Origin of the sequence: Actinoallomurus vinaceus, assembly GCF_039542055.1 — a bacterium.
Classification (GTDB): Bacteria; Actinomycetota; Actinomycetes; order Streptosporangiales; family Streptosporangiaceae; genus Actinoallomurus; species Actinoallomurus vinaceus.
In genome coordinates, this window is record NZ_BAABHK010000008.1 from 1 (window position 1) to 17,086 (window position 17,086).

Consider the following 17,086-nt stretch of genomic DNA (forward strand, 5'->3'; position numbering starts at 1 on the left):
CGGGGTCGGCGTCCGCCCCGGCGCGGGCCGCGTCCGCCCGGGCACGGGCCGCGTCTGCTCCGGCGGGGGCGGCGTCCACCGCTCCGGGGTCGGCGTCCGCCCCGGCGCGGGCCGCGTCCGCCCGGGCACGGGCCGCGTCTGCTCCGGCGGGGGCGGCGTCCACCGCTCCGGGGTCGGCGTCCGTCCCGGCGAGGGCCTCCGGGGGTGCCGTGCCGCCTGAGCCGGCCGCCGCAGGAACGTCTGGCGCGGCGTCCGCTCTCGCCCGGCCGATGGGCGGTCCGGGACGAGGGAGCAGGGTGAGGTGGCCACTCCGCGTACGGCGGACCGTACGCACAAGCCGGACCCGCATGTCCCAGTAGAGGACGGGCCGGAGGACGTCCACGTCTACGGCCGGTCGACGAGGGCGCCTTCGACCGGCCGTAGACCGACGTGGCGGGCACTCCGGCGACCGTGCCCGAGGGGCCGCCGCGAGGTTCCGCCGGAGGCGCCGGGGCGTTCCGACGTCCGCCTTTACACGACATCACGCCATGTGCGGTTCATTTGCGATGTAGTGGGCAAAGTGCGGTCACGGCTGCCGTCAGGGGCGAAAAGATGAACAGACACGATCGCGGTTCGGAGCGATGGTCGGGTTCGCGGCATGGGCGGTGGGTCGCGCCGAGAAAGGACCCGCACCAGCCGGCCATCCGGACGCTCGTCGCCGAACACGTGCACATCCTCCGGTTAGGGCTGTCCGCCTGCCTCGACGACGAGCCTGACATCCAGGTCGTCGCCGACCCGCGGGACGCGGACGCTCTCGCGGCGGCGGTGGCGGAGCTACGGCCCGCGGTGGCCGTGATCGACGTGGACCTGCCCGGTACGGACGCGACGACCCGGTTCCATGGCGTGGCGTCCGAATGCGCCGTCGTGATGCTGGCCGACCAGGCCGATCCCGGCGGTGTGCGCCAGGCGCTGGCCGTCGACCCGCTCGGCCTGATCAGCAGGCAGGCGCCGACGGAGCGGTTGACGCGCTGTGTCCGCCACGTCGCGACGGGACGACGGGTGATCGATCCGGAGCTGGCGCAGACCGCCCGCGCCGTCGGGGAGAACCCACTGACACCCCGCGAACTGGAGGTCCTGGGGATCGCGGCGAACGGAGCCACGACCGCGGAGATCGCCGACATGCTGTCGCTGTCGGTCAAGACGGTCCAGAACCACCTGTCGAGCGCCATCACCCGGACAGGGGCCCGCAACCGGATCGACGCGATCCGGATCGCCAGCGAACACGCCTGGCTGTCGACTTCTCGGCAGTGAACGACTGAGCCGACAGGCTCAGTCGGCCACAGACGGGCGGTCTCCCGGCCGCCCGCCGACATGTCGGTCGCCGCCTGGACGGCCGGACCGCCGGCGAGGTGATGGTGCCGCCGGCCGGCCGCTCGTCGACGGTCACCACGTGCTCGACGCGCGGACCGCGCCGAGCGTGTGCAGCAGGTCCATCACCGGCTGGAGCTTCTCGTACAGCAGCAGGATCGGCTCGCCGGGCGCGGCGACGCCGAGGGCGATGCCGGCGGCGTCCTTGAGATCCCCCGCCGGGTGGCAGCGGACGTCCGGGCGGGCGTCGACCAGCCCTCGTACGATCAGCCGTGACATCTCGCCGGGCCGGCGACCGCGCAGGTCCTCGTCCTCGTACACGACGACGCGGCCGAACGACCGGGCGATCGCGCGGGCGGTGTCGATGACGAGTTCGTCGCAGCGGTCTCCGGGCAGGGTCACGGCGGCGACGCCGTCGCGTCCCCAGACCTGCCGCAGGAGTTCGCCGGCGGCGGCGACGGCCGCCGGGTTGTGCGCGTAGTCGACCACGACCGGGCGGTCGTCGATCAAGAAGGCGCAGCCGCGCCCGGGGTTCAGCTCGTGCGGTTCGAACGACCGGAGACCACGGGCCACCAGGTCGATCGGCACGCCGAGGGCGCGTGCGGCCGCCGCGGCCGCCAGCGCGTCGCCGATCACGTGCCGGGCCCTTCCCCCGAACGCCCCGGCCACGTCGGCGACCGGCAGTAGCGCGCGCCGCCGCGTCCCCTCGCCCTCCGTCAGCGCCCCGTCCTCGACGAAGTACGCGACGCCGCCATCGCCGAGGTGCCGGGCGAGGCACGGTGCGGTCGCCGACATTCCGAAGTAGCGGACGACCGGTTCGCGATCCCGTACGCGCGGACGCTCGGCGAGCGCGGCGGTCCGCGGGTCGTCGGCGTTCAGGACGAGGTGCCCGCCGCGGCGGATCTCCTCGGCGACCAGCGCCTTGATCTCCACGAGGTCGTCGACCGTGGTGATGTCATCGACGCCGAGGTGGTCGTCGGTGATGTTGGTGAGGACGGCGACGTCGGCGCGGTCGTAGCCCAGCCCGCGCCGCAGGATGCCGCCGCGCGCGGTCTCCAGCACCGCCGCGTCGACGGTCCGGTCCCCAAGCACCATCGCGGCGGAGCGGGGACCCGACGCGTCGGCCTTGTGGACGAGTTCCCCGCCGACGTACACGCCCTCCGTGGTGGTCATGCCGACGCGCCGGCCGTCCTGCGCCAGGATGTGGGCGATCATGCGTACGGTCGTGGTCTTGCCGTTGGTGCCGGTGACGGACACGATCGGCACGCGCCCGGACCTGCCGGGCGGATACAGCCGGTCGATGATCTCGGCGGCGACGTCGCGGGGCCGCCCCTCGTACGGCGCCAGGTGCATGCGCAGGCCGGGTGAGGCGTTCACCTCGATGACGCCGGACGCGCCGGCGTCGGCGGGCAGCGGTGCGGTGATGTCCGGTAGGCGCAGGTCGATGCCGCAGATGTCGAGGCCGACCGTCGCCGCGACGCGGCGGCAGAGCCGTACGACGTCGGCGTGGACGGAGTCGGTGATGTCCTTGCTGGTACCCCCGGTGGACAGGTTGGCGTTGCGGCGCAGCGTCACGGCCTGGCCGGCGTCCGGCACGGAGTCCGGCCGCAGCCCCTGCCGGGCCAGGTGGCCCAGCTCCGTGGGGCCGAGCGCGAGGCGGGTGAGCGGACGGTCGTGGCCCTCGCCGCGCGCCGGGTCGGCGTTGGCCGCGGCGACCAGCTCGGCGATCGTCGAGGTGCCGTCGCCCGTCACCCGGGCCGGGCTGAGCTCGGCGGCGGCGACCACCCGATCCCCCACGACGAGCACCCGGTGGTCCCGGCCGGGCACGTACGCCTCGACGAGCGCGGCCTCCCCCTCGGCGGCGGCCGCGCGGAACGCGGCGGCCACCTCGCCGGGGTCGGTCAGCTCGATCGAGACGCCGGCCCCGTGGTGACCGGCCGCCGGCTTGACCACGACCGGGGCGCCGATCTCGTGGAAGGCCGCGATCGCCTCCTCGGCGGTCGTCACGACGAGGCCCTCCGGCACCGGCAGCCCGGCCCCTTCCAGCAGCCGCTTGGTGAGCATCTTGTCTCCGGCGGCCTCCACGCCGATCGCGGAGGTCCGGTCGGTCATCGCCGCCCACACCGTGCGCCGGTACCGCCCGTACCCGAGGTGGAGCAGGTTGAGGTCGCCGACCCGGCGGACGGGGATGCGCCGACGCCGGGCCGCGGCGGCGAGCGCCGCGGTGCTGACGCCGAGTCGGGTCCGTTCGTGCTCCCCGGCGAGGGCGGCGAGCTCGGCATGGAAGGAGCCGCCCACCTCGCCCTCGTTCACCAGACCGGTCACCGTCCGGATGGCGAGGTCGATGAGGCCGCCGACGAGTGGCGTGTCCGCGGGCTCGTGCCAGGGGCGTTCGAGGATGACGTCGTACCATCCCGGCGCTCCGGCCCAGACCGTACGGCCGAAGCAGACGTCCCGGCCGATCATCGCGGACAGCTCGAGCGTCACGTGCTCGGTGACGTGCCCGAAGTACGTACCCCGGGCCATCGCGGCCAGCAGCCCGCCCGGCCGGCCCGCGGAGCAGTGGTGGTCGGCCAGGCCCGGCAGGACCGACTCGAGCCGCTCGGCGAAGCCGGAGACGTCGGTGGTCTCCCGCTCGGTCAGTTCTCCTAAATCGAGATGAGCGATCACCACCGGTCGCGCGGTGTACACGTTGGGACCGTTCAACCAGCGCAGATGCTCGAGGTGCACGGTTCACTCCTCTTCTGCGGGTAGTGGGCCGAACCACGGTTTGCGCTGTTCCATGTCGAACCAGCAGCCGGCCGGAAGGAGGTGGAGGCGTACCTGGAAGAGGGCCATCGGATCGTCGTCGCAGTCCGCGTACCCGACGGTCGCCTGATCGGCGTCCACGACGGTCACGACGCCGCTGCCGATCACGTCGAAGCGGCACTTGCGGACGACGATCGCGGTGTCCTCGTCGATGCCGACGCCCAGCCGCCGGGTGTCGAGCGCGATGCCGCTGAGCAGCCTCGGCAACCGGCCGCGTTCGGCGAAGTGCATGTCGATGAGCACGTCGTCGAGCAGCCCGAGGCCGGGGCCGAGCCGTACGGCCGAGGCGGAGACCTCGTGACCGTCACCGCCGAGGATCATCCAGCGGCCCATCGCGGTGGCGCCCGCACTCGTGCCCGCGATGACGAGCCCGTCGCCGCGGAGCCGTCGCCGGAGCAGGGCGTTGACCTTCGACCCCACGAGGCCGCGGATGCGCGACTGGTCACCGCCGCTGAACAGGACGCCGGTGGCCCGCCGGAGCACGTCGAGCGCCGCCTGGCTGTCGGCGGTGGCGCGGTGCGGGAGCCGGAGTTCGGTGACGGAGGAGACGCCGAGCCGCCGGAACACCCGGGTGTAGTCGGCGGCCACCTCCTCGGGCATCTCGGTGGCCGTGGTCACGACCACGATGCGCGAGTCCCGTGCGCCGGAGAGGGCGACGAACTCCTCGAGAGGCCCGGTGCCGCAGGTGCGGTCCTCCGCGCCGCCGATGACCAGGAGCCGGCCATCGCGGGGGCGCTCCTCCCCTATGTCGGTCACGACAGCTAGTTACCCTATTGTCACTTCAAGTAGTCGGATGGAGATGCTGCTCGTCCACGCTGTCCTGCGCCGATCGGACGAGGCCCCCGCCCGTCCGGGCGTCATCGACGTGTGGCGGGACGGCGGAATGGCGTCCCGAGGGCGACGAGCCGCCGGGAGAGAAGCGGCCCCGGAGCGTAAGGGGCAAGTGCTGGAGCGTAAGACCGGTGTAAGGGAGTACGGGGATGTAAGGCCGATGAAGGCCAGTGTGCGGGGACGCAAGGCCGATGGGGCCGGGTGTGCCGGGCGGTAAGGTCACGCGAAGAATTACCCTAAACACCGTAAAACCGGGACCAATGTGTAGCGCCCTTCACCGCCCTGACTGCCGCGAGCCCCTCCTGTCGAGACCGGCGGGCGGTCGTCGGCGACGTCGGCCACCTGACCAGCAAGAACAGATCCGGCCGCCGTCATGATCCGACAGGTCGCCTGCCTCTTCGGTAAGCTTTTTCTTACCTCGAGGATCCCCCTCCGGCCGTCGTGCGTCTAAGAGGCCGCTGGATTGACCGCACACCGGAAGGACATCGGGAAGGTAAGAAAAAGAGGCGCGCTGGTCCTCCTCTGAGAGGCACACTCTCTCCGGCAGTGGAGCGAATGGGGGCGCAAAGCCCGGTTTGCTTTGGAGGTGACCATGCCGCACACGGACGTTTATGCCGACGTTCGCCTTATCTACCGTCTTCTTCTGGCGGTCGACGTTGAGAAATATAGTGCGCGCGACGCGCGGGGACAGCTGCGCGCGCAGACCGATCTCCGCAACATCCTCAGCCTGGCCGCGCAGAACGTCGGCCTCGACCGCAGCCTGTGGTACGAGCAGGTCAGCGGCGACGGCGAGCTCGCGGTCCTGCCTGAGGACGTCGACGTCTCCCTCGTCGTCGGCGACTTCACGCACCAGCTCGAGACCGTCCTCGGCGAGTTCAACCACGAGCGGACCGGGGGGCGGCGGCTGCGACTGCGCGTCGCACTCCACCACGGCACCCTCACGCCCGGTCCGTTCGGGCCGGCGGGCGACGCCCCCATCGTCGTCAGCCGCCTGCTCAACGCCAAGCCGCTGCGCCGCGTGCTCGCCGACCAGCAGCACCGCGACGTCGCGCTGATCGTCTCCCAGACGCTCTACCAGGACGTCGTACGGACCGGGTTCTGCTCCCTCGATCCGCAGGACTTCCAGGCGGTGCGGGTCAACGCCAAGGGTGTGCTCTACCACGGCTTCGTGCAGCGGCGCGCGGTCGAGGAGGAACTCGTCCAGCCGGTGCTCCGGGCGATCGGGGAAGGCGGCGGAGGAGGGCACGGCGCGAAGCTCGTCGCTCTTCCCGGCGGCGGAGGCTGACCGGCCGCGGCACGGCACCCCGACGCAGGGCGGGACCGGTGGTCAGAACAGGGACAGGTCCCAGGTGACGGTGACCGGCGTGGAGTGGCCCGCCCCGTCGGTCACCGTCACCACGGTCTGACCGGGGGGCGTGATGCCCTTCCGGTCCAGGATGACCTGGACCGTGGCGTGCTCACCGGCCGAGATCTCGCCGGTCACGTTGGAAAGGACGATCTTCGGGTCGGAGTTGGAGGCGTTCCAGGAGACCTTGCCGTTCTTCGCGCTGAGGTCGATGTCGGCGATCTTGGTCATCGCCTGCAGGTGGACCGACACCGGGTTCACCACCAGCGTGCCCTTGGGCGGCTTCGGCGACTTCCTCGGCCGGGTCTTCGTCGGGCCGGGCGACGGGACCAGCTCCGGTCCCGGGAGAGCCGGCCTCGGCTGTGAGGTCCGAGGCTTGGCGACGACGGGAAACTCGGACCGATGCGTCCGGGAGGTCGGGGTCTTCGGCCGCGGCCTGCCCTGGCCGGGCCACTGCAGGTCAGGGATTGGCACGCCGGGGCCGATGAACATCATCACGACGATCGCGGTCGCCACCGCCGCGACCGATCCGCCGCTCGCGAACGCCCACCGCCGCGCCAGCCGGGACGGCGCGTCGGGCTGCCGGGGCATCCCTTCGGGGGTCAGGGCACCGCCACGCGCGGCGATCTCCGTCCGGTATCCGGCGAGCTCCGGATCGGTGCCCGCGTGCAGCACCCGATGCCGCAGCGCGGAGGGAGGTTCGGGCACCGGTACGGCGTCCACGACCTTCTCCCCGTCGGAGAACTGCCGGGTGGCGCGGTTCAGCCGTTCCTGGGCCCGGCGCGCCGTGACGCCGAGCGTCGCCGCCAGGTCCTCGCCGGTCAGGTCGTGGCGGTGAACGAGGAAGAGCACCTCACGGTGGAAGAAGTCGAGCCGGGCGAAGGCCTGGTCGTCCGCCATCGCGGCCGGTCGTTTGCGGAGGAGGCAGCGCCGCCGCGCCGAGGCGTACAGCCAGGCGCGGAGCTGCTCGCGTTCGCGCAGGCGGGGGGCTCGGCGCGCCGCGTCGATGAAGGTGTCGTGCACGACGTCCGCGGCGGCCTTGTCGTCGGCGAGAAGCGCCGAACAGTAGTCGTACAGGCGCTCGGCGTAAACGTCGTACAGCGTCGCCAGCGCCTCCTCGTCCCCCTCATGCAACGCCTTGACGAGACGCTTGTCGGCGGTGGGGGCGAACCGTGACCACCTTGCCATGCACGTGCTCCACGTATCGGACCGGACGGCGCGCTCCTGATTTACACCAGTGTCAAGGATAGGTCACAAGATCACCCGAATTACCGCAAAAGCCGTTAGGTAGTGCCAGGCCGGATCGGGCCTCCTGTCGCGGATGCACGAACGCCCCGTACCGACGGGCACGGGGCGTCCACGCGAGGGTCAGCGGCCGAATACCCGGTGCCGGGTCGACACCGCCAGCGCCGAGTCGTCGGAGAAGATCCCGTCCACGCCCAGCTTGTACAGGTCCGCCAGGAGCCGCGACGCGTCACCCTCCGCCCGCTTGAAGTTCGGCGAACTCGGGTTGCCCTGCTGGTACTCCACGGGCAGGAAGTTGTTCTCCGGCCGCACCGTCCACGGGTGCACCTTCAGCCCCACCCGGTGCGCGTCCCGTACGAGCGTCGTCGGCGCACCGGCATGGTTCGTCGCGTCCACCGGAATGATCCGCGTCGTCGAAGGCCCGATGCCGTCCGCGTACGACGCGATCCACTTCAGCCCGTCCGGCTTGACCAGATCGTCGTACGTCCGCGGGTCGTTGTTCGCCACGAAGTCGTACGGTTTGTTGCCCTGCGTGTCGATCAGCTGGATCAGCCGGATGCTGGTCTTCTTGCGCAGTTCCCGCAGGTTCGCCGTCTCGAACGACTGGATGAACACCTTGTCGTTCCGGCCCTTGAACCCGTACTTCGCCAGGTCCTTCAGCAGCTCGTCCTCCAGCGGCAGCCCGATCGACCGGAAGTACGTCGGGTGCTTCGTCTCCGGGTAGACGCCCACGTGGTGGCTGTGCGCGAACGCCAGCACCTCCTCCAGCGTCGGGATCGGGTCCAGGCCGTCGAACGCGCTGCTGCCCGGCCGGATGTCCGGCAGCCGCTCCTTCGTCCGCAGCGTCCGCAGCTGCGCGATCGTGAAATCCTCGGTGAACCAGTCCGTACGCTGCACACCGTCGACCGTCTTGGTCTTCTTCAGACCCGCGAACTCCGGATGGCTCGCCACGTCGGTCGTGTCGTTCAACCAGTTGTCGTGACGGGCGACCAGCACGTGGTCCTTCGTCGTGACGACATCCGGCTCGATGTAGTCGGCGCCCATCTCGACGGCGAGCTCGTACGCGTGCAGCGTCTCCTCCGGCCGGTACGCGCTCGCGCCACGATGCGCGATCACGATCGGCTCCCGCGTCCGCGGCTGCGCCGGGGCGGCGGCACTGCTGCTCGTAGCGGCCACGGCGAACGCCGTACCCGCCGTGGCGAGCGCCAGCCCACCGGCCAGCAGTCGTCGGGACAGTGACATCGGTTACCTCCTGAGTCGGAACGTGCGGAGGCTACTTCCGAGACATGACGACGGGGAGACCTCCCGCTTGCGGGAAGCCGTCCGGAACAGGCCGTACGCTCCCGGCTCAGCCGAATCCGTCAGCCGTCCACGCCGTTGATGAGCCTGCCGTCCGTCGACAGGGGAGGATCCGTCAGCTGGGGAAAGTAATGGTGGAAGAACAGATTCGCGGTGAGCTCCCGGCGGCTTCGCACACCCGCCTTGTCGAAAACCGACTTCAGATGATCCTGGACCGTGTACGGAGAAAGGTGCAGGCGCCGCGCGATCTCATTGGTCGAGTTGCCCCGGAGCACGTGCTGGGTTATCTGTCGTTCGCGGGCGGACAATCCGTAGACATCGAGGATGATGGCCGTGAGATCTCGCGCCTCCGCGGGCGCGATGGAAATGGCGGTCGCGGGCTCGCCGCCCTGATCGACCGTCCAGGCGTGCAACGTGAGCCAGCGGCCCGAGCCGATGGGCGCACGGGACCGTACCGGCGTGCCCGGCGTCGTCGTACGGGCGCGCGTGGCCAGCGCCTGAACGGCATAGGGGCAGGTGCCCTCGTCGGCCGATCCGCTCTCCTGGAGCCGGCCGACCCAGTGCCGGGCGGTGTCCGAGAGCGACCGGATCCGCAGGTCGGCATCGAGCATGATCAGCCCGGGCGCGTCGGGAAGGTCGCCCCGGTCGAGGCCCGACAGGAGCAGTGAACGCCGCAGCGCGTCCGAGGCGGGCCGGCTGACGGCCTCCGCCAGAGCCACGTCACCGGCGTCGAACGGCCGGCTGCCCTCGCCCCGGCACAGGACCAGCAGACCCCAGACCCGGTCGCCGTCGCGGAGCATCACCCGTAGCTCGTCCGAGAGTCCCAGCGGTTCGAGGATCTCCCGGTAGTACTTGCTGGTCGTCAGGTCATGGTGGGTGGACTCGCTGAGCACGCTGACCCGGGCGGCCCGCTGGGCCAGCGCGCGAATGTTGTCGACGTCATCCTGCTCGACGTGCTCGATCTGGAAGAGACGGCTCATGTACTCCGGCGGGAAACCGTGCGTGTGCTCGCCCCCGGTGTCCAGCATCGTCGACGGATCGAGCAGGACCCCACACCACACGTCCGCCGGCATGACCTCCGCCAGCGCACCGACGGCATGGTCGATTATCTCGACGGCCCCGGTATCGGACCGAAGCTTCGACCCAAATCGCCGGACCGAATCAGGTATAGATCGATTTCGGCGTGCTTTTGCCACGGTGGCATTGTAGTCAGCCATCCCACAAATCTGGGATGTTCTGCTTTCTGCCGCGAACCTACCCTGACAGCAATGGGGGTGAGATCGAACGATCTCTCTCGGGTGGGTTTCCGGAAAGAGGCATGTCCTATGGTTCAGTCGACGGGGAACACGCGAACCGAACAGCCGCCGCCTCGCGACCAGAGAAAGCATCCCTATCTCTCCTACTGGCTTACCGGCGGCATCGCATCCGTCATCGTCGCGATCATCGGAGTGGTCGCGAACTTCGCCTCAGGCTCGAGCTCAGGAACCGGCTCCGCCCAGGTGCCACTGCCGGTGTACGTCTCCTCGCCGTCGTCCCCGCTGTCAGCCTCGTCCCCGTCGTCACCGGAGTCATCACCGGCCTCATCGCCCGCCTCGTCCCCGTCGTCACCCGCCTCGGCCCCCGCCACGCCGGTGGTCGACAGCCCGGCGCCCGCCATCGGGACGATCATGGTGCCGGCGGGGTACACCGTGGCCCTGGTCCACGAGGGGCAGTGGCTCAGCACACCGGTGACCGCCAGACTGGTCCGGGGAACGAGAGTCCGGATCTACTGCACCGTCGAAGGAGGCACGGTCACGGGACCCACCGGTCACCAGAGCGGCCTCTGGGACAAGATCGACGGCGGCTACATCCCCGACGTCGACGTGAACACCGGAACACAGCAGCCGGTCCGCGGCAACTGCGGTCAGTGAGGGTCGCCAGACCCTGGCTCACGCGCGACGCCCGAAACGGCGCGTACCCCGCCGGATCGAGCGACGGCGGCCTCCGGCGCGAGCCCGCAGCCTGCCCGGCCCTCGGCGGGCGGACGGGCATTCGATTCGCGCGCTGAGGTCAAGTCCCGTACACTCTTGCAAGCCAGCAGCCGTAGCTCAACGGATAGAGCATCTGACTACGGATCAGAAGGTTGGGGGTTCGAATCCCTCCGGCTGCGCAGATAGAACGCAGGTCAGGGCCCTGATTCACTTCGGTGAGACGGGGCCCTGAGTGCTTTCAGGGGCCGTTTGTCTCACAATTTCTCACACGAGCTAAGCGATCTTGTAAATCTTGGCGAGCTTGACGGAGCCCTGGGCGAGGTCCTCGTCACCCGCGTGGACGTAGGTCTTCTGCGTGAACGCGGAGTCGTAGTGCCCCGCCCACTTGCTGATGACCGAGATCGGGACGCCGGCCTTCTCCATGAGGCTGAGCGTCGTGTGTCGCGAGTCGTGGAGCGTGATCCGGCGGAGCTTCGCGCAGCGGAGAATGCGCCCGAACTCGTCGGAGTACCACTCCGGATGCACCGGCCGGCCGAGCTCGTCGGTGACGACGTACTCGCTTCCCTCATACGCTTCGCCGGCTTCTTCGGCCTCGACCGCCTGCCGCTTCCGCAGAGCCCGCAGAGCGTCAATCAGCTCGGCGTCGAGCGGCAGCGTCCGGTTGCCGTTCCGAGACTTCGGTGGCTCGATGATGACCTTGTAGTCGACCAGGACCCTTGTCTGTACGACCTTCAGCGTGCCCGCGGTGAGGTCGATGTCCGACCAGCGCAGGCCGAGGACCTCGCCGCGTCGTAGGCCGTACAGCGACAGGCGCCATGCGACCTCAAGCCGATCGCCGGTGATCGCACGCAGGAACGTGTGGACCTCCGTTTTCGACCACGGCTCGCGCTCGGCCTGCTGGTAGGACACCGGATCGACGAGCGCGACGACGTTCCGCACGAGCTTGCCCTCCTTCACCGCCAGCTCGAACGCCGCCTTAAGCCGGCCGAGCGTGAGGTTCACCGACCGGCCCGACAGGGGAGTGCCGGGCTTGCCGCCGCGCTTCCGGCCGCGAGTGAGCATGTAGTCGACGAGGTCCTCGATGTCGTCCTTGCTGACGGTCTGGGCGACACGGTTGCCGAGCTGTCCGCGCACGCACCGGAAGGCGTCTCGGTAGTTCCGCGCGGTGTTCGCGCGCTTCCCGCGGGTCGCTCCCTTGAGGTAGCTGTCGATGACCTGGTTCACCGTGGCCTTCGACGGCTTCACATACGTGCCCTCGCCGGTCTGGTGACGGATCCGGTCGTACTCCCTCCGTGCCTCGCGCTGCTTGTCGAACGTCCGCGTGAGTTGCTTCCGCTTGCCAGTCTCCGGGTCGCGACCGATGTCGACGACGAACCGGTATCGGACCGAACCGTCCTTAAGCTCGATCCGCTTGATGGGATCTTTGGCCACTGGCGTCTCCCTTCTTGTTGGATGGAATCGGGCCGTCCCGGCGTGTGAGATCGCGTGAGACGGCCGTCTATCTGTGCTGGTCAAGGTGGGTACAAAACGCTGGCATCTGATCGAATGTCAGAGGGTTTCGAGGGCTATGTGTGTCCTTCCTACCGCTCAGGGTCGGCGGGCCCGGTGGCCGCGTCTACATGCTGTAGCTCGGGTGGGAGGTCTGGGGGTGTAAGCCCACGCTGTCGAAACCTCTCCCGGTACTTGCGTAGCGACTCACGTAGCACCCGTCCCGATCCCGGTGCGCTCTCGCGGATGGCTAGCTGAACGCCCTCGACGAGCCGGTCATGCTCTCGGTACAGCGCAATCGGCTTGGAAGCCTCGATCCATGCGTTGACCTCGTCCTGGTCTCCGCCAGGGAACGGCATTTCACCAGCGAACCACTTCACCGCCTCCCAGGTGTCGAGTTCGTGACCGGGCACCACCTCGACCCGATCCGCCTCACCAAGTGGGAAGACCAGCAAGATGGGCGGGGCCTTGAGTGCCCTAGCCAGCACGAGCAGTTCGGAGAGGTTCAACGTCGGTCGCCGGCCGTTCTCCAGGTTCGCCAGTACCGACCGCTGTAGCGGGAAGCCCAGCGTGGCGCATGCGTCAGCGAGCTGCTGAGCGCTCATGCCCCGGCGCTGACGATGACGTCTGATCTCGGCAGCAGACACCCGCACCAGGCGAGCAGACCAATCGACTTGTGTCACCGGAGCACAGTATGGCCTCCGCTTGACACCGCACAACCCCCTCTGACACCTTGTGCTTGTGACTACCGAAACAACCGCTACTTGTGATCCTGGAGCACATCTCTGGATGACAAGGCGCGAGTGGGCAGCGCTCGCGCGCATCAGCATCGCCACGGCGAAGCGGTGGTCCCGGCAGGGCATCGGGCCGGAAGCCGTCAAGGTCGGCCCGCGACTGGTGCGTTACCGCCGGGCGGACGTCGAGGCGTGGCTCTCACAGTCTGAGGAGACGCCGTGACCTCCGATGAGATCCGGGAAGACCCCACGCTCGACGAGATCCGGCGCTGGCCGGCGACCGTGTCCCCCGCGGTCGCGGCTACCGCGCTCGGTATCTCCCGCTCGTATTGCTACGAGCTCGTCCGACGCGGCCAGTTCCCCGTGAAGGTGCTCAGGGTGGGCGGTAAGACCCGCGTGGTCACCGCCGCCATCATCGCCGCCCTTGAGGCCGACAATCCCGCCACGGGGGGCGTCGATGCCGCCTAACAGAAACGGCCTCCCGGTCACCACACCGGAAGGCCGCTCAAACGATCAGGTAGCCGCGACAGCCACCAACACCACGAACAGGGTACAGCGCGGCCCTGTCGACGAGCGGCTGATCCACCTCGCCCGCGAGCTCGCCGAGGACATCGGCAACCGGGCTGCAGCCGACAAGGCAGCGTTCGAGCAGGCGTACCGGCTCGGCTTCGAGTCCGGCGTCATCGTCGGTCGAGGACAGCTTGAAGCGGAGATCCTCGCCGAGGAAGCACGCTTCAAGCAGCACATGAGCAGCATCACGAGGATGCGCAGCCACGCAGAGCTTGAGGCGCTCCGCTGGGGTCCGGGAGGCCGCGAGCACTTCGGCGACCCGCGACCCGGTGACTTCGAAGGGTTCGGCGCCGAGTACGAGCCGCCCACGACCAGCGACCGCGTCCGCGTCCGCGACGAGCGGGGGGCCGCATGAGTCGTCACCTCAAAGCGGTCAACGAGAAGAAGGCACCCGAGCCGCTCACTGCCGAGCAGCGCGCCGAGGGCGAACGTGTCCTCAACCAGGTAGCCGGCTTCATCGGCCAGTACGTGCGGTTCCCTTCGGACCACTGCCTGCCGGTCGTGGCTCTGTGGGCCGCGCACACGTGGGCCGCTGACAAGTTCTACGTCACCCCCCGTCTCGTCGCGGACTCCGCCGAACCGCAGAGCGGCAAGACCAGGGTGTTGGAGCTGCTTAACCTCGTATGCCGCAAACCCGAGATGGTGCTGTCACCGACTACGGCCGCGATCTTCCGCATGATCTACGACGACCACCTCACCCTGTTGTTTGACGAGGTTGACGCCGTCTTCAACCCCAAGAACGCGGGCAACTACGAGGATCTTCGCGCGCTGCTGAATGCCGGGTACAAGCGCGGCGCGACGATCCCGCGATGCGTCGGTGACGCCGCCAAGATGCAGGTGCAGCGGTTCAAGGTGTTCGCCCCCGTCGCCCTCGCCGGGATCGCCGGAAACATGCCCCCGACGATCACGACGCGCGCCATCACGATCCACATGCGCCGTCGCGCCATCGGTGAGCACGTCGAACCGTTCTACGAGGAGGACGCCGAAGAGGAAGCAGCACCGATCGCTGCGGCTCTTGAGAAGTGGGTCGTCTCGATCGCTGACCACCTGGGTAAGGCCCGGCCGGAGACACCCGCCGGCGTGGTCGACCGGCCCGCCGAAGTCTGGAAGGCCATCCTCGCCGTTGCTGACGCCGCCGGAGACGAATGGGCAAAGCGAGCACGGGAGGCGTGCAAGCACTTCGTTCTCGGACCCGGACAGGCGTCTCTGTCGCTCGGTATCCGCCTGCTGTCTGACCTCCGCGAAGCGTTCACTGTGCGGCGCCCGGACGGAACGATCGCCGAACACCGTCAACGCATGTCGACCGTCGACATCATCGACGCCCTGGTCGAGCTGGAAGAGGCGCCTTGGTCGGATCTCCGCGGCAAGCCACTCGACGCCCGCCGGCTGTCGTTCGAGCTGAAGAAGTACGACGTTTTGCGCAAGACCTTTAAGGACGGCAAGGCGACCGTAAAGGGATACATGGTCGCCGGTCACGAGGACAGCGAGGGCGTCAGTGCGGGACTCGGCGACGCATGGAGCCGCTACCTGCCACCGCAAGCCGAGAAAGTCGGTAACCCCGGTAATCCCGGTAACCCTGCAGGTCAGGCGGTTACCGAGCAAATGGCGGTTACCGATGAATCGGTAACCGGAAAATCTGCGGTAACCGCTCTGAGCAGGGAAGTTACCGAGGTTTCCGAGGTTACCGGTATCTGCGCGGGCTGCGGCGAACCGATGCGCATCAGCACTCCCGGGCAGACCTGTCACCCGAACGACGAGTGCGAAGCACGAGCAGCGCAGGGGGCGTCATGACCCGCGCGACCCGCGTGATGAAAGCCAGACGGTGCGGCGGCGTCTGCCCGGCCTGCCGGACGACGCTCATCCGAGGAACCTTGATCGCCCTCGTCGCCGGCCGATGGTGGCACGCCACGTGCGTCGTACAGCGGTCACGGGAGTCAAGGGCAAGCCCCAACCGGGCCGCCGCGGCAACGACCAACGCCAATCCGGAGACCCCATGACCACCCCCGGCAGACAACGCCCGCAGCCCCAGACCATCGCCACGCCGGGTGTGCTCATCCCCGCTGATGACGTCGCCCAGGTCGCCGGATGGCTCATGCTTCTGTGTGACTACCTCGCCGGCCGAGTCCCGCCCGGCACCGCTCGGCAGCCCCAGGTGGGCAGGGCGCTACTCGCGTACATCGACGTGATGAGCGAAGCAGCCCGCGAACACGAAGCTGCACAACACCGCGCCGCCGCGCGCTTGGGGACAACCAAAACGATCGTTGTTGGTCCCGCCCAAATCGCCGGATCGTGGATCTCGCAAGAGGAAACGATCACGACGACGGAAGCCGGCGCAATGCTCGGTGTTACTGCCGAGCGGGCCCGCCAACTCGCAGTCTCCGAAGAGATCCGGGGCTACAAGGACGACAGCGGGAGACGCCGCCTGTACCTCGTCGACGTGATCGCCTACCGGACCAAGCGGAGAGGCGCACATGACGGTGACGGACCCGGAGACGACGGATCTCGGGACGCGGCTATCGATGGCGCAGGCGGCGGTTGCCCCGCTGCGTGAACGCGTCTCGCAGCTCGAGCAAGACCTGAACGCCGCCCTCGAGCGTTCCGACTACGACACCGCGAGCAACCTTCAGGCCGAACTCGGCCCGGCCCGCCAGGAATACGGAGTCGCCGAAGCGACCGCGCGTGTCCTCGCCGAGATGCAGCAAGAGATCGAGAACACGCGGCAGGCCGAGCAGCGACGGATCGCCGAGCAGCAGCGCCGCGAAGAAGTACACCGCCAGGTCGAGGACATGCGAGCGACCGAAGCCGAGAGCATGGACGAGATGAACCGGCACCTCGCCGCCGCCCGCGCCGGCGTCGACGCCGTCAAGCAGAGCCTGCAAACCGCGCTGTCCCATCAGGGCGCTGTCGGTGTCGCCCGGCAGGAGATACAGAACCTCCTCGTCAGCATCGGCGAGGCGGAACCCGCCCGCGTGTTCGGGCCGAGCGAGGTGAGCGCCGTTCTGGAAGGCCGCAACCCGATCTTGCGTGCCATCTACTACGGCCAGATATGACCCGTGGACCAGCCGCGCGAACCGCGAAACCGGACAGAGGAGAACACCCCCATGAGCAGGAATTGCACCATGACACTCAGCGAGTTCGCCAACGCCGGCGCCGACGCACACAGGCCCGTGATCGAGAACACCGAGCCGAAGCCCACCGGCACGCCGGTCACGCTGCCCGACGGCGAAACGCTCCGCCGCATGGACCGGAGAGAACTCGCTGCACTGTTCGACGCCGCGACCCAGACCGGTTCGCCCGCCGCATGACCACCGGGCCGCGCGCCATCGGGCGTCAACGTCACCCGCACGCCGAATGTCTGGGTGGATTCCGCAGGCGTCGCGGGAGCTAAGGACGACGAGCCGAGGGCCTTCTCCCCGGCGGAGACCCGTCCTGCGCGCGGTGGCGCCGCG

The 17,086-nt window shown here is 69.2% G+C and carries 19 protein-coding genes, 1 tRNA gene and 1 pseudogene; 11 read left to right on the plus strand and 10 right to left on the minus strand.

Annotated features, from left to right (window positions below; genetic code table 11):
- A pseudogene (locus ABEA24_RS26485) lies at window positions 1-382 on the minus strand (hypothetical protein); the annotation flags it as partial.
- 209 nt (window positions 383-591) lie between these two features.
- On the opposite strand from ABEA24_RS26485, the gene ABEA24_RS26490 reads away from it, so the two are divergent.
- Complete coding sequence (locus ABEA24_RS26490) at window positions 592-1,290, plus strand: response regulator transcription factor (RefSeq protein WP_345433782.1); 699 nt, start codon at window positions 592-594, stop codon at window positions 1,288-1,290.
- A 132-nt stretch (window positions 1,291-1,422) separates the two neighbouring features.
- On the opposite strand, the gene cphA is transcribed toward ABEA24_RS26490, so the two are convergent.
- Complete coding sequence (cphA, locus tag ABEA24_RS26495) at window positions 1,423-4,077, minus strand: cyanophycin synthetase (RefSeq protein WP_345433783.1); 2,655 nt, start codon at window positions 4,075-4,077, stop codon at window positions 1,423-1,425.
- Between the two features lie 3 nt (window positions 4,078-4,080).
- The gene (locus tag ABEA24_RS26500) at window positions 4,081-4,911 is read right to left on the minus strand and encodes a cyanophycinase (RefSeq protein ID WP_345433784.1); all 831 of its coding nucleotides are present in this window, start codon (window positions 4,909-4,911) and stop codon (window positions 4,081-4,083) included.
- Window positions 4,912-5,578: 667 nt separating this feature from the next.
- On the opposite strand from ABEA24_RS26500, the gene ABEA24_RS26505 reads away from it, so the two are divergent.
- A complete protein-coding gene (locus ABEA24_RS26505; protein WP_345433785.1) occupies window positions 5,579-6,271 on the plus strand; it encodes a hypothetical protein in 693 nt (230 codons plus the stop codon).
- A gap of 42 nt (window positions 6,272-6,313) precedes the next feature.
- Here ABEA24_RS26505 and ABEA24_RS26510 read toward each other — a convergent pair whose 3' ends face one another.
- The 4 genes from ABEA24_RS26510 to ABEA24_RS26525 all read right to left on the minus strand — a co-directional run bounded on the left by ABEA24_RS26510 (window position 6,314) and on the right by ABEA24_RS26525 (window position 10,532).
- The gene (locus ABEA24_RS26510; protein ID WP_345433786.1) at window positions 6,314-7,519 is read right to left on the minus strand and encodes an RNA polymerase sigma factor; all 1,206 of its coding nucleotides are present in this window, start codon (window positions 7,517-7,519) and stop codon (window positions 6,314-6,316) included.
- Window positions 7,520-7,699: 180 nt separating this feature from the next.
- A complete protein-coding gene (locus tag ABEA24_RS26515) occupies window positions 7,700-8,818 on the minus strand; it encodes a glycerophosphodiester phosphodiesterase (protein ID WP_345433787.1) in 1,119 nt (372 codons plus the stop codon).
- A 119-nt stretch (window positions 8,819-8,937) separates the two neighbouring features.
- Window positions 8,938-10,263: a LuxR C-terminal-related transcriptional regulator gene (locus ABEA24_RS26520; RefSeq protein WP_345433788.1), complete on the minus strand. Its 1,326-nt coding sequence runs from the start codon at window positions 10,261-10,263 to the stop codon at window positions 8,938-8,940.
- Window positions 10,264-10,274: 11 nt separating this feature from the next.
- The gene (locus ABEA24_RS26525; RefSeq protein WP_345433789.1) at window positions 10,275-10,532 is read right to left on the minus strand and encodes a hypothetical protein; all 258 of its coding nucleotides are present in this window, start codon (window positions 10,530-10,532) and stop codon (window positions 10,275-10,277) included.
- Between the two features lie 10 nt (window positions 10,533-10,542).
- Here ABEA24_RS26525 and ABEA24_RS26530 point away from each other — a divergent pair, with 10 nt between their 5' ends.
- On the plus strand, window positions 10,543-10,785 hold the full coding sequence (locus ABEA24_RS26530) for a hypothetical protein (RefSeq protein ID WP_345433791.1): 243 nt from the start codon (window positions 10,543-10,545) through the stop codon (window positions 10,783-10,785).
- A gap of 166 nt (window positions 10,786-10,951) precedes the next feature.
- Window positions 10,952-11,024 (plus strand) — tRNA-Arg (locus ABEA24_RS26535).
- A 94-nt stretch (window positions 11,025-11,118) separates the two neighbouring features.
- On the opposite strand, the gene ABEA24_RS26540 is transcribed toward ABEA24_RS26535, so the two are convergent.
- A complete protein-coding gene (locus ABEA24_RS26540; RefSeq protein WP_345433792.1) occupies window positions 11,119-12,276 on the minus strand; it encodes a tyrosine-type recombinase/integrase in 1,158 nt (385 codons plus the stop codon).
- A 149-nt stretch (window positions 12,277-12,425) separates the two neighbouring features.
- Complete coding sequence (locus ABEA24_RS26545) at window positions 12,426-13,196, minus strand: helix-turn-helix transcriptional regulator (RefSeq protein ID WP_345433793.1); 771 nt, start codon at window positions 13,194-13,196, stop codon at window positions 12,426-12,428.
- Here ABEA24_RS26545 and ABEA24_RS26550 point away from each other — a divergent pair.
- Both ABEA24_RS26550 and ABEA24_RS26555 read left to right on the plus strand, forming a co-directional pair.
- Window positions 13,123-13,290: a helix-turn-helix transcriptional regulator gene (locus tag ABEA24_RS26550; RefSeq protein ID WP_345433794.1), complete on the plus strand. Its 168-nt coding sequence runs from the start codon at window positions 13,123-13,125 to the stop codon at window positions 13,288-13,290. The two genes, ABEA24_RS26545 and ABEA24_RS26550, sit on opposite strands and share 74 nt — an antisense overlap.
- A complete protein-coding gene (locus ABEA24_RS26555; protein ID WP_345433795.1) occupies window positions 13,287-13,535 on the plus strand; it encodes a DNA-binding protein in 249 nt (82 codons plus the stop codon). The genes ABEA24_RS26550 and ABEA24_RS26555 overlap by 4 nt, the downstream gene beginning before the upstream one ends.
- A 37-nt stretch (window positions 13,536-13,572) precedes the next feature.
- Here the strand turns inward: ABEA24_RS26555 and ABEA24_RS26560 are convergent, their stop codons facing one another.
- Complete coding sequence (locus ABEA24_RS26560; RefSeq protein ID WP_345433796.1) at window positions 13,573-13,812, minus strand: hypothetical protein; 240 nt, start codon at window positions 13,810-13,812, stop codon at window positions 13,573-13,575.
- Window positions 13,813-13,830: 18 nt separating this feature from the next.
- Between ABEA24_RS26560 and ABEA24_RS26565 the strand changes: the two genes are divergently transcribed.
- From ABEA24_RS26565 to ABEA24_RS26585, 5 genes are all read left to right on the plus strand, one after another.
- Window positions 13,831-13,992 (plus strand): hypothetical protein, encoded by a 162-nt coding sequence (locus tag ABEA24_RS26565; RefSeq protein WP_345433797.1) that lies wholly within the window; start codon window positions 13,831-13,833, stop codon window positions 13,990-13,992.
- Window positions 13,989-15,428, plus strand: a complete 1,440-nt coding sequence (locus tag ABEA24_RS26570) for a DUF3631 domain-containing protein (RefSeq protein ID WP_345433798.1) — start codon at window positions 13,989-13,991, stop codon at window positions 15,426-15,428. The genes ABEA24_RS26565 and ABEA24_RS26570 overlap by 4 nt, the downstream gene beginning before the upstream one ends.
- Before the next feature lie 202 nt (window positions 15,429-15,630).
- Complete coding sequence (locus tag ABEA24_RS26575) at window positions 15,631-16,188, plus strand: hypothetical protein (RefSeq protein ID WP_345433799.1); 558 nt, start codon at window positions 15,631-15,633, stop codon at window positions 16,186-16,188.
- Window positions 16,109-16,687: a hypothetical protein gene (locus ABEA24_RS26580; RefSeq protein ID WP_345433800.1), complete on the plus strand. Its 579-nt coding sequence runs from the start codon at window positions 16,109-16,111 to the stop codon at window positions 16,685-16,687. The genes ABEA24_RS26575 and ABEA24_RS26580 overlap by 80 nt, the downstream gene beginning before the upstream one ends.
- A 69-nt stretch (window positions 16,688-16,756) precedes the next feature.
- The gene (locus ABEA24_RS26585) at window positions 16,757-16,942 is read left to right on the plus strand and encodes a hypothetical protein (protein ID WP_345433801.1); all 186 of its coding nucleotides are present in this window, start codon (window positions 16,757-16,759) and stop codon (window positions 16,940-16,942) included.
- Window positions 16,943-17,086: the final 144 nt, after the last annotated feature.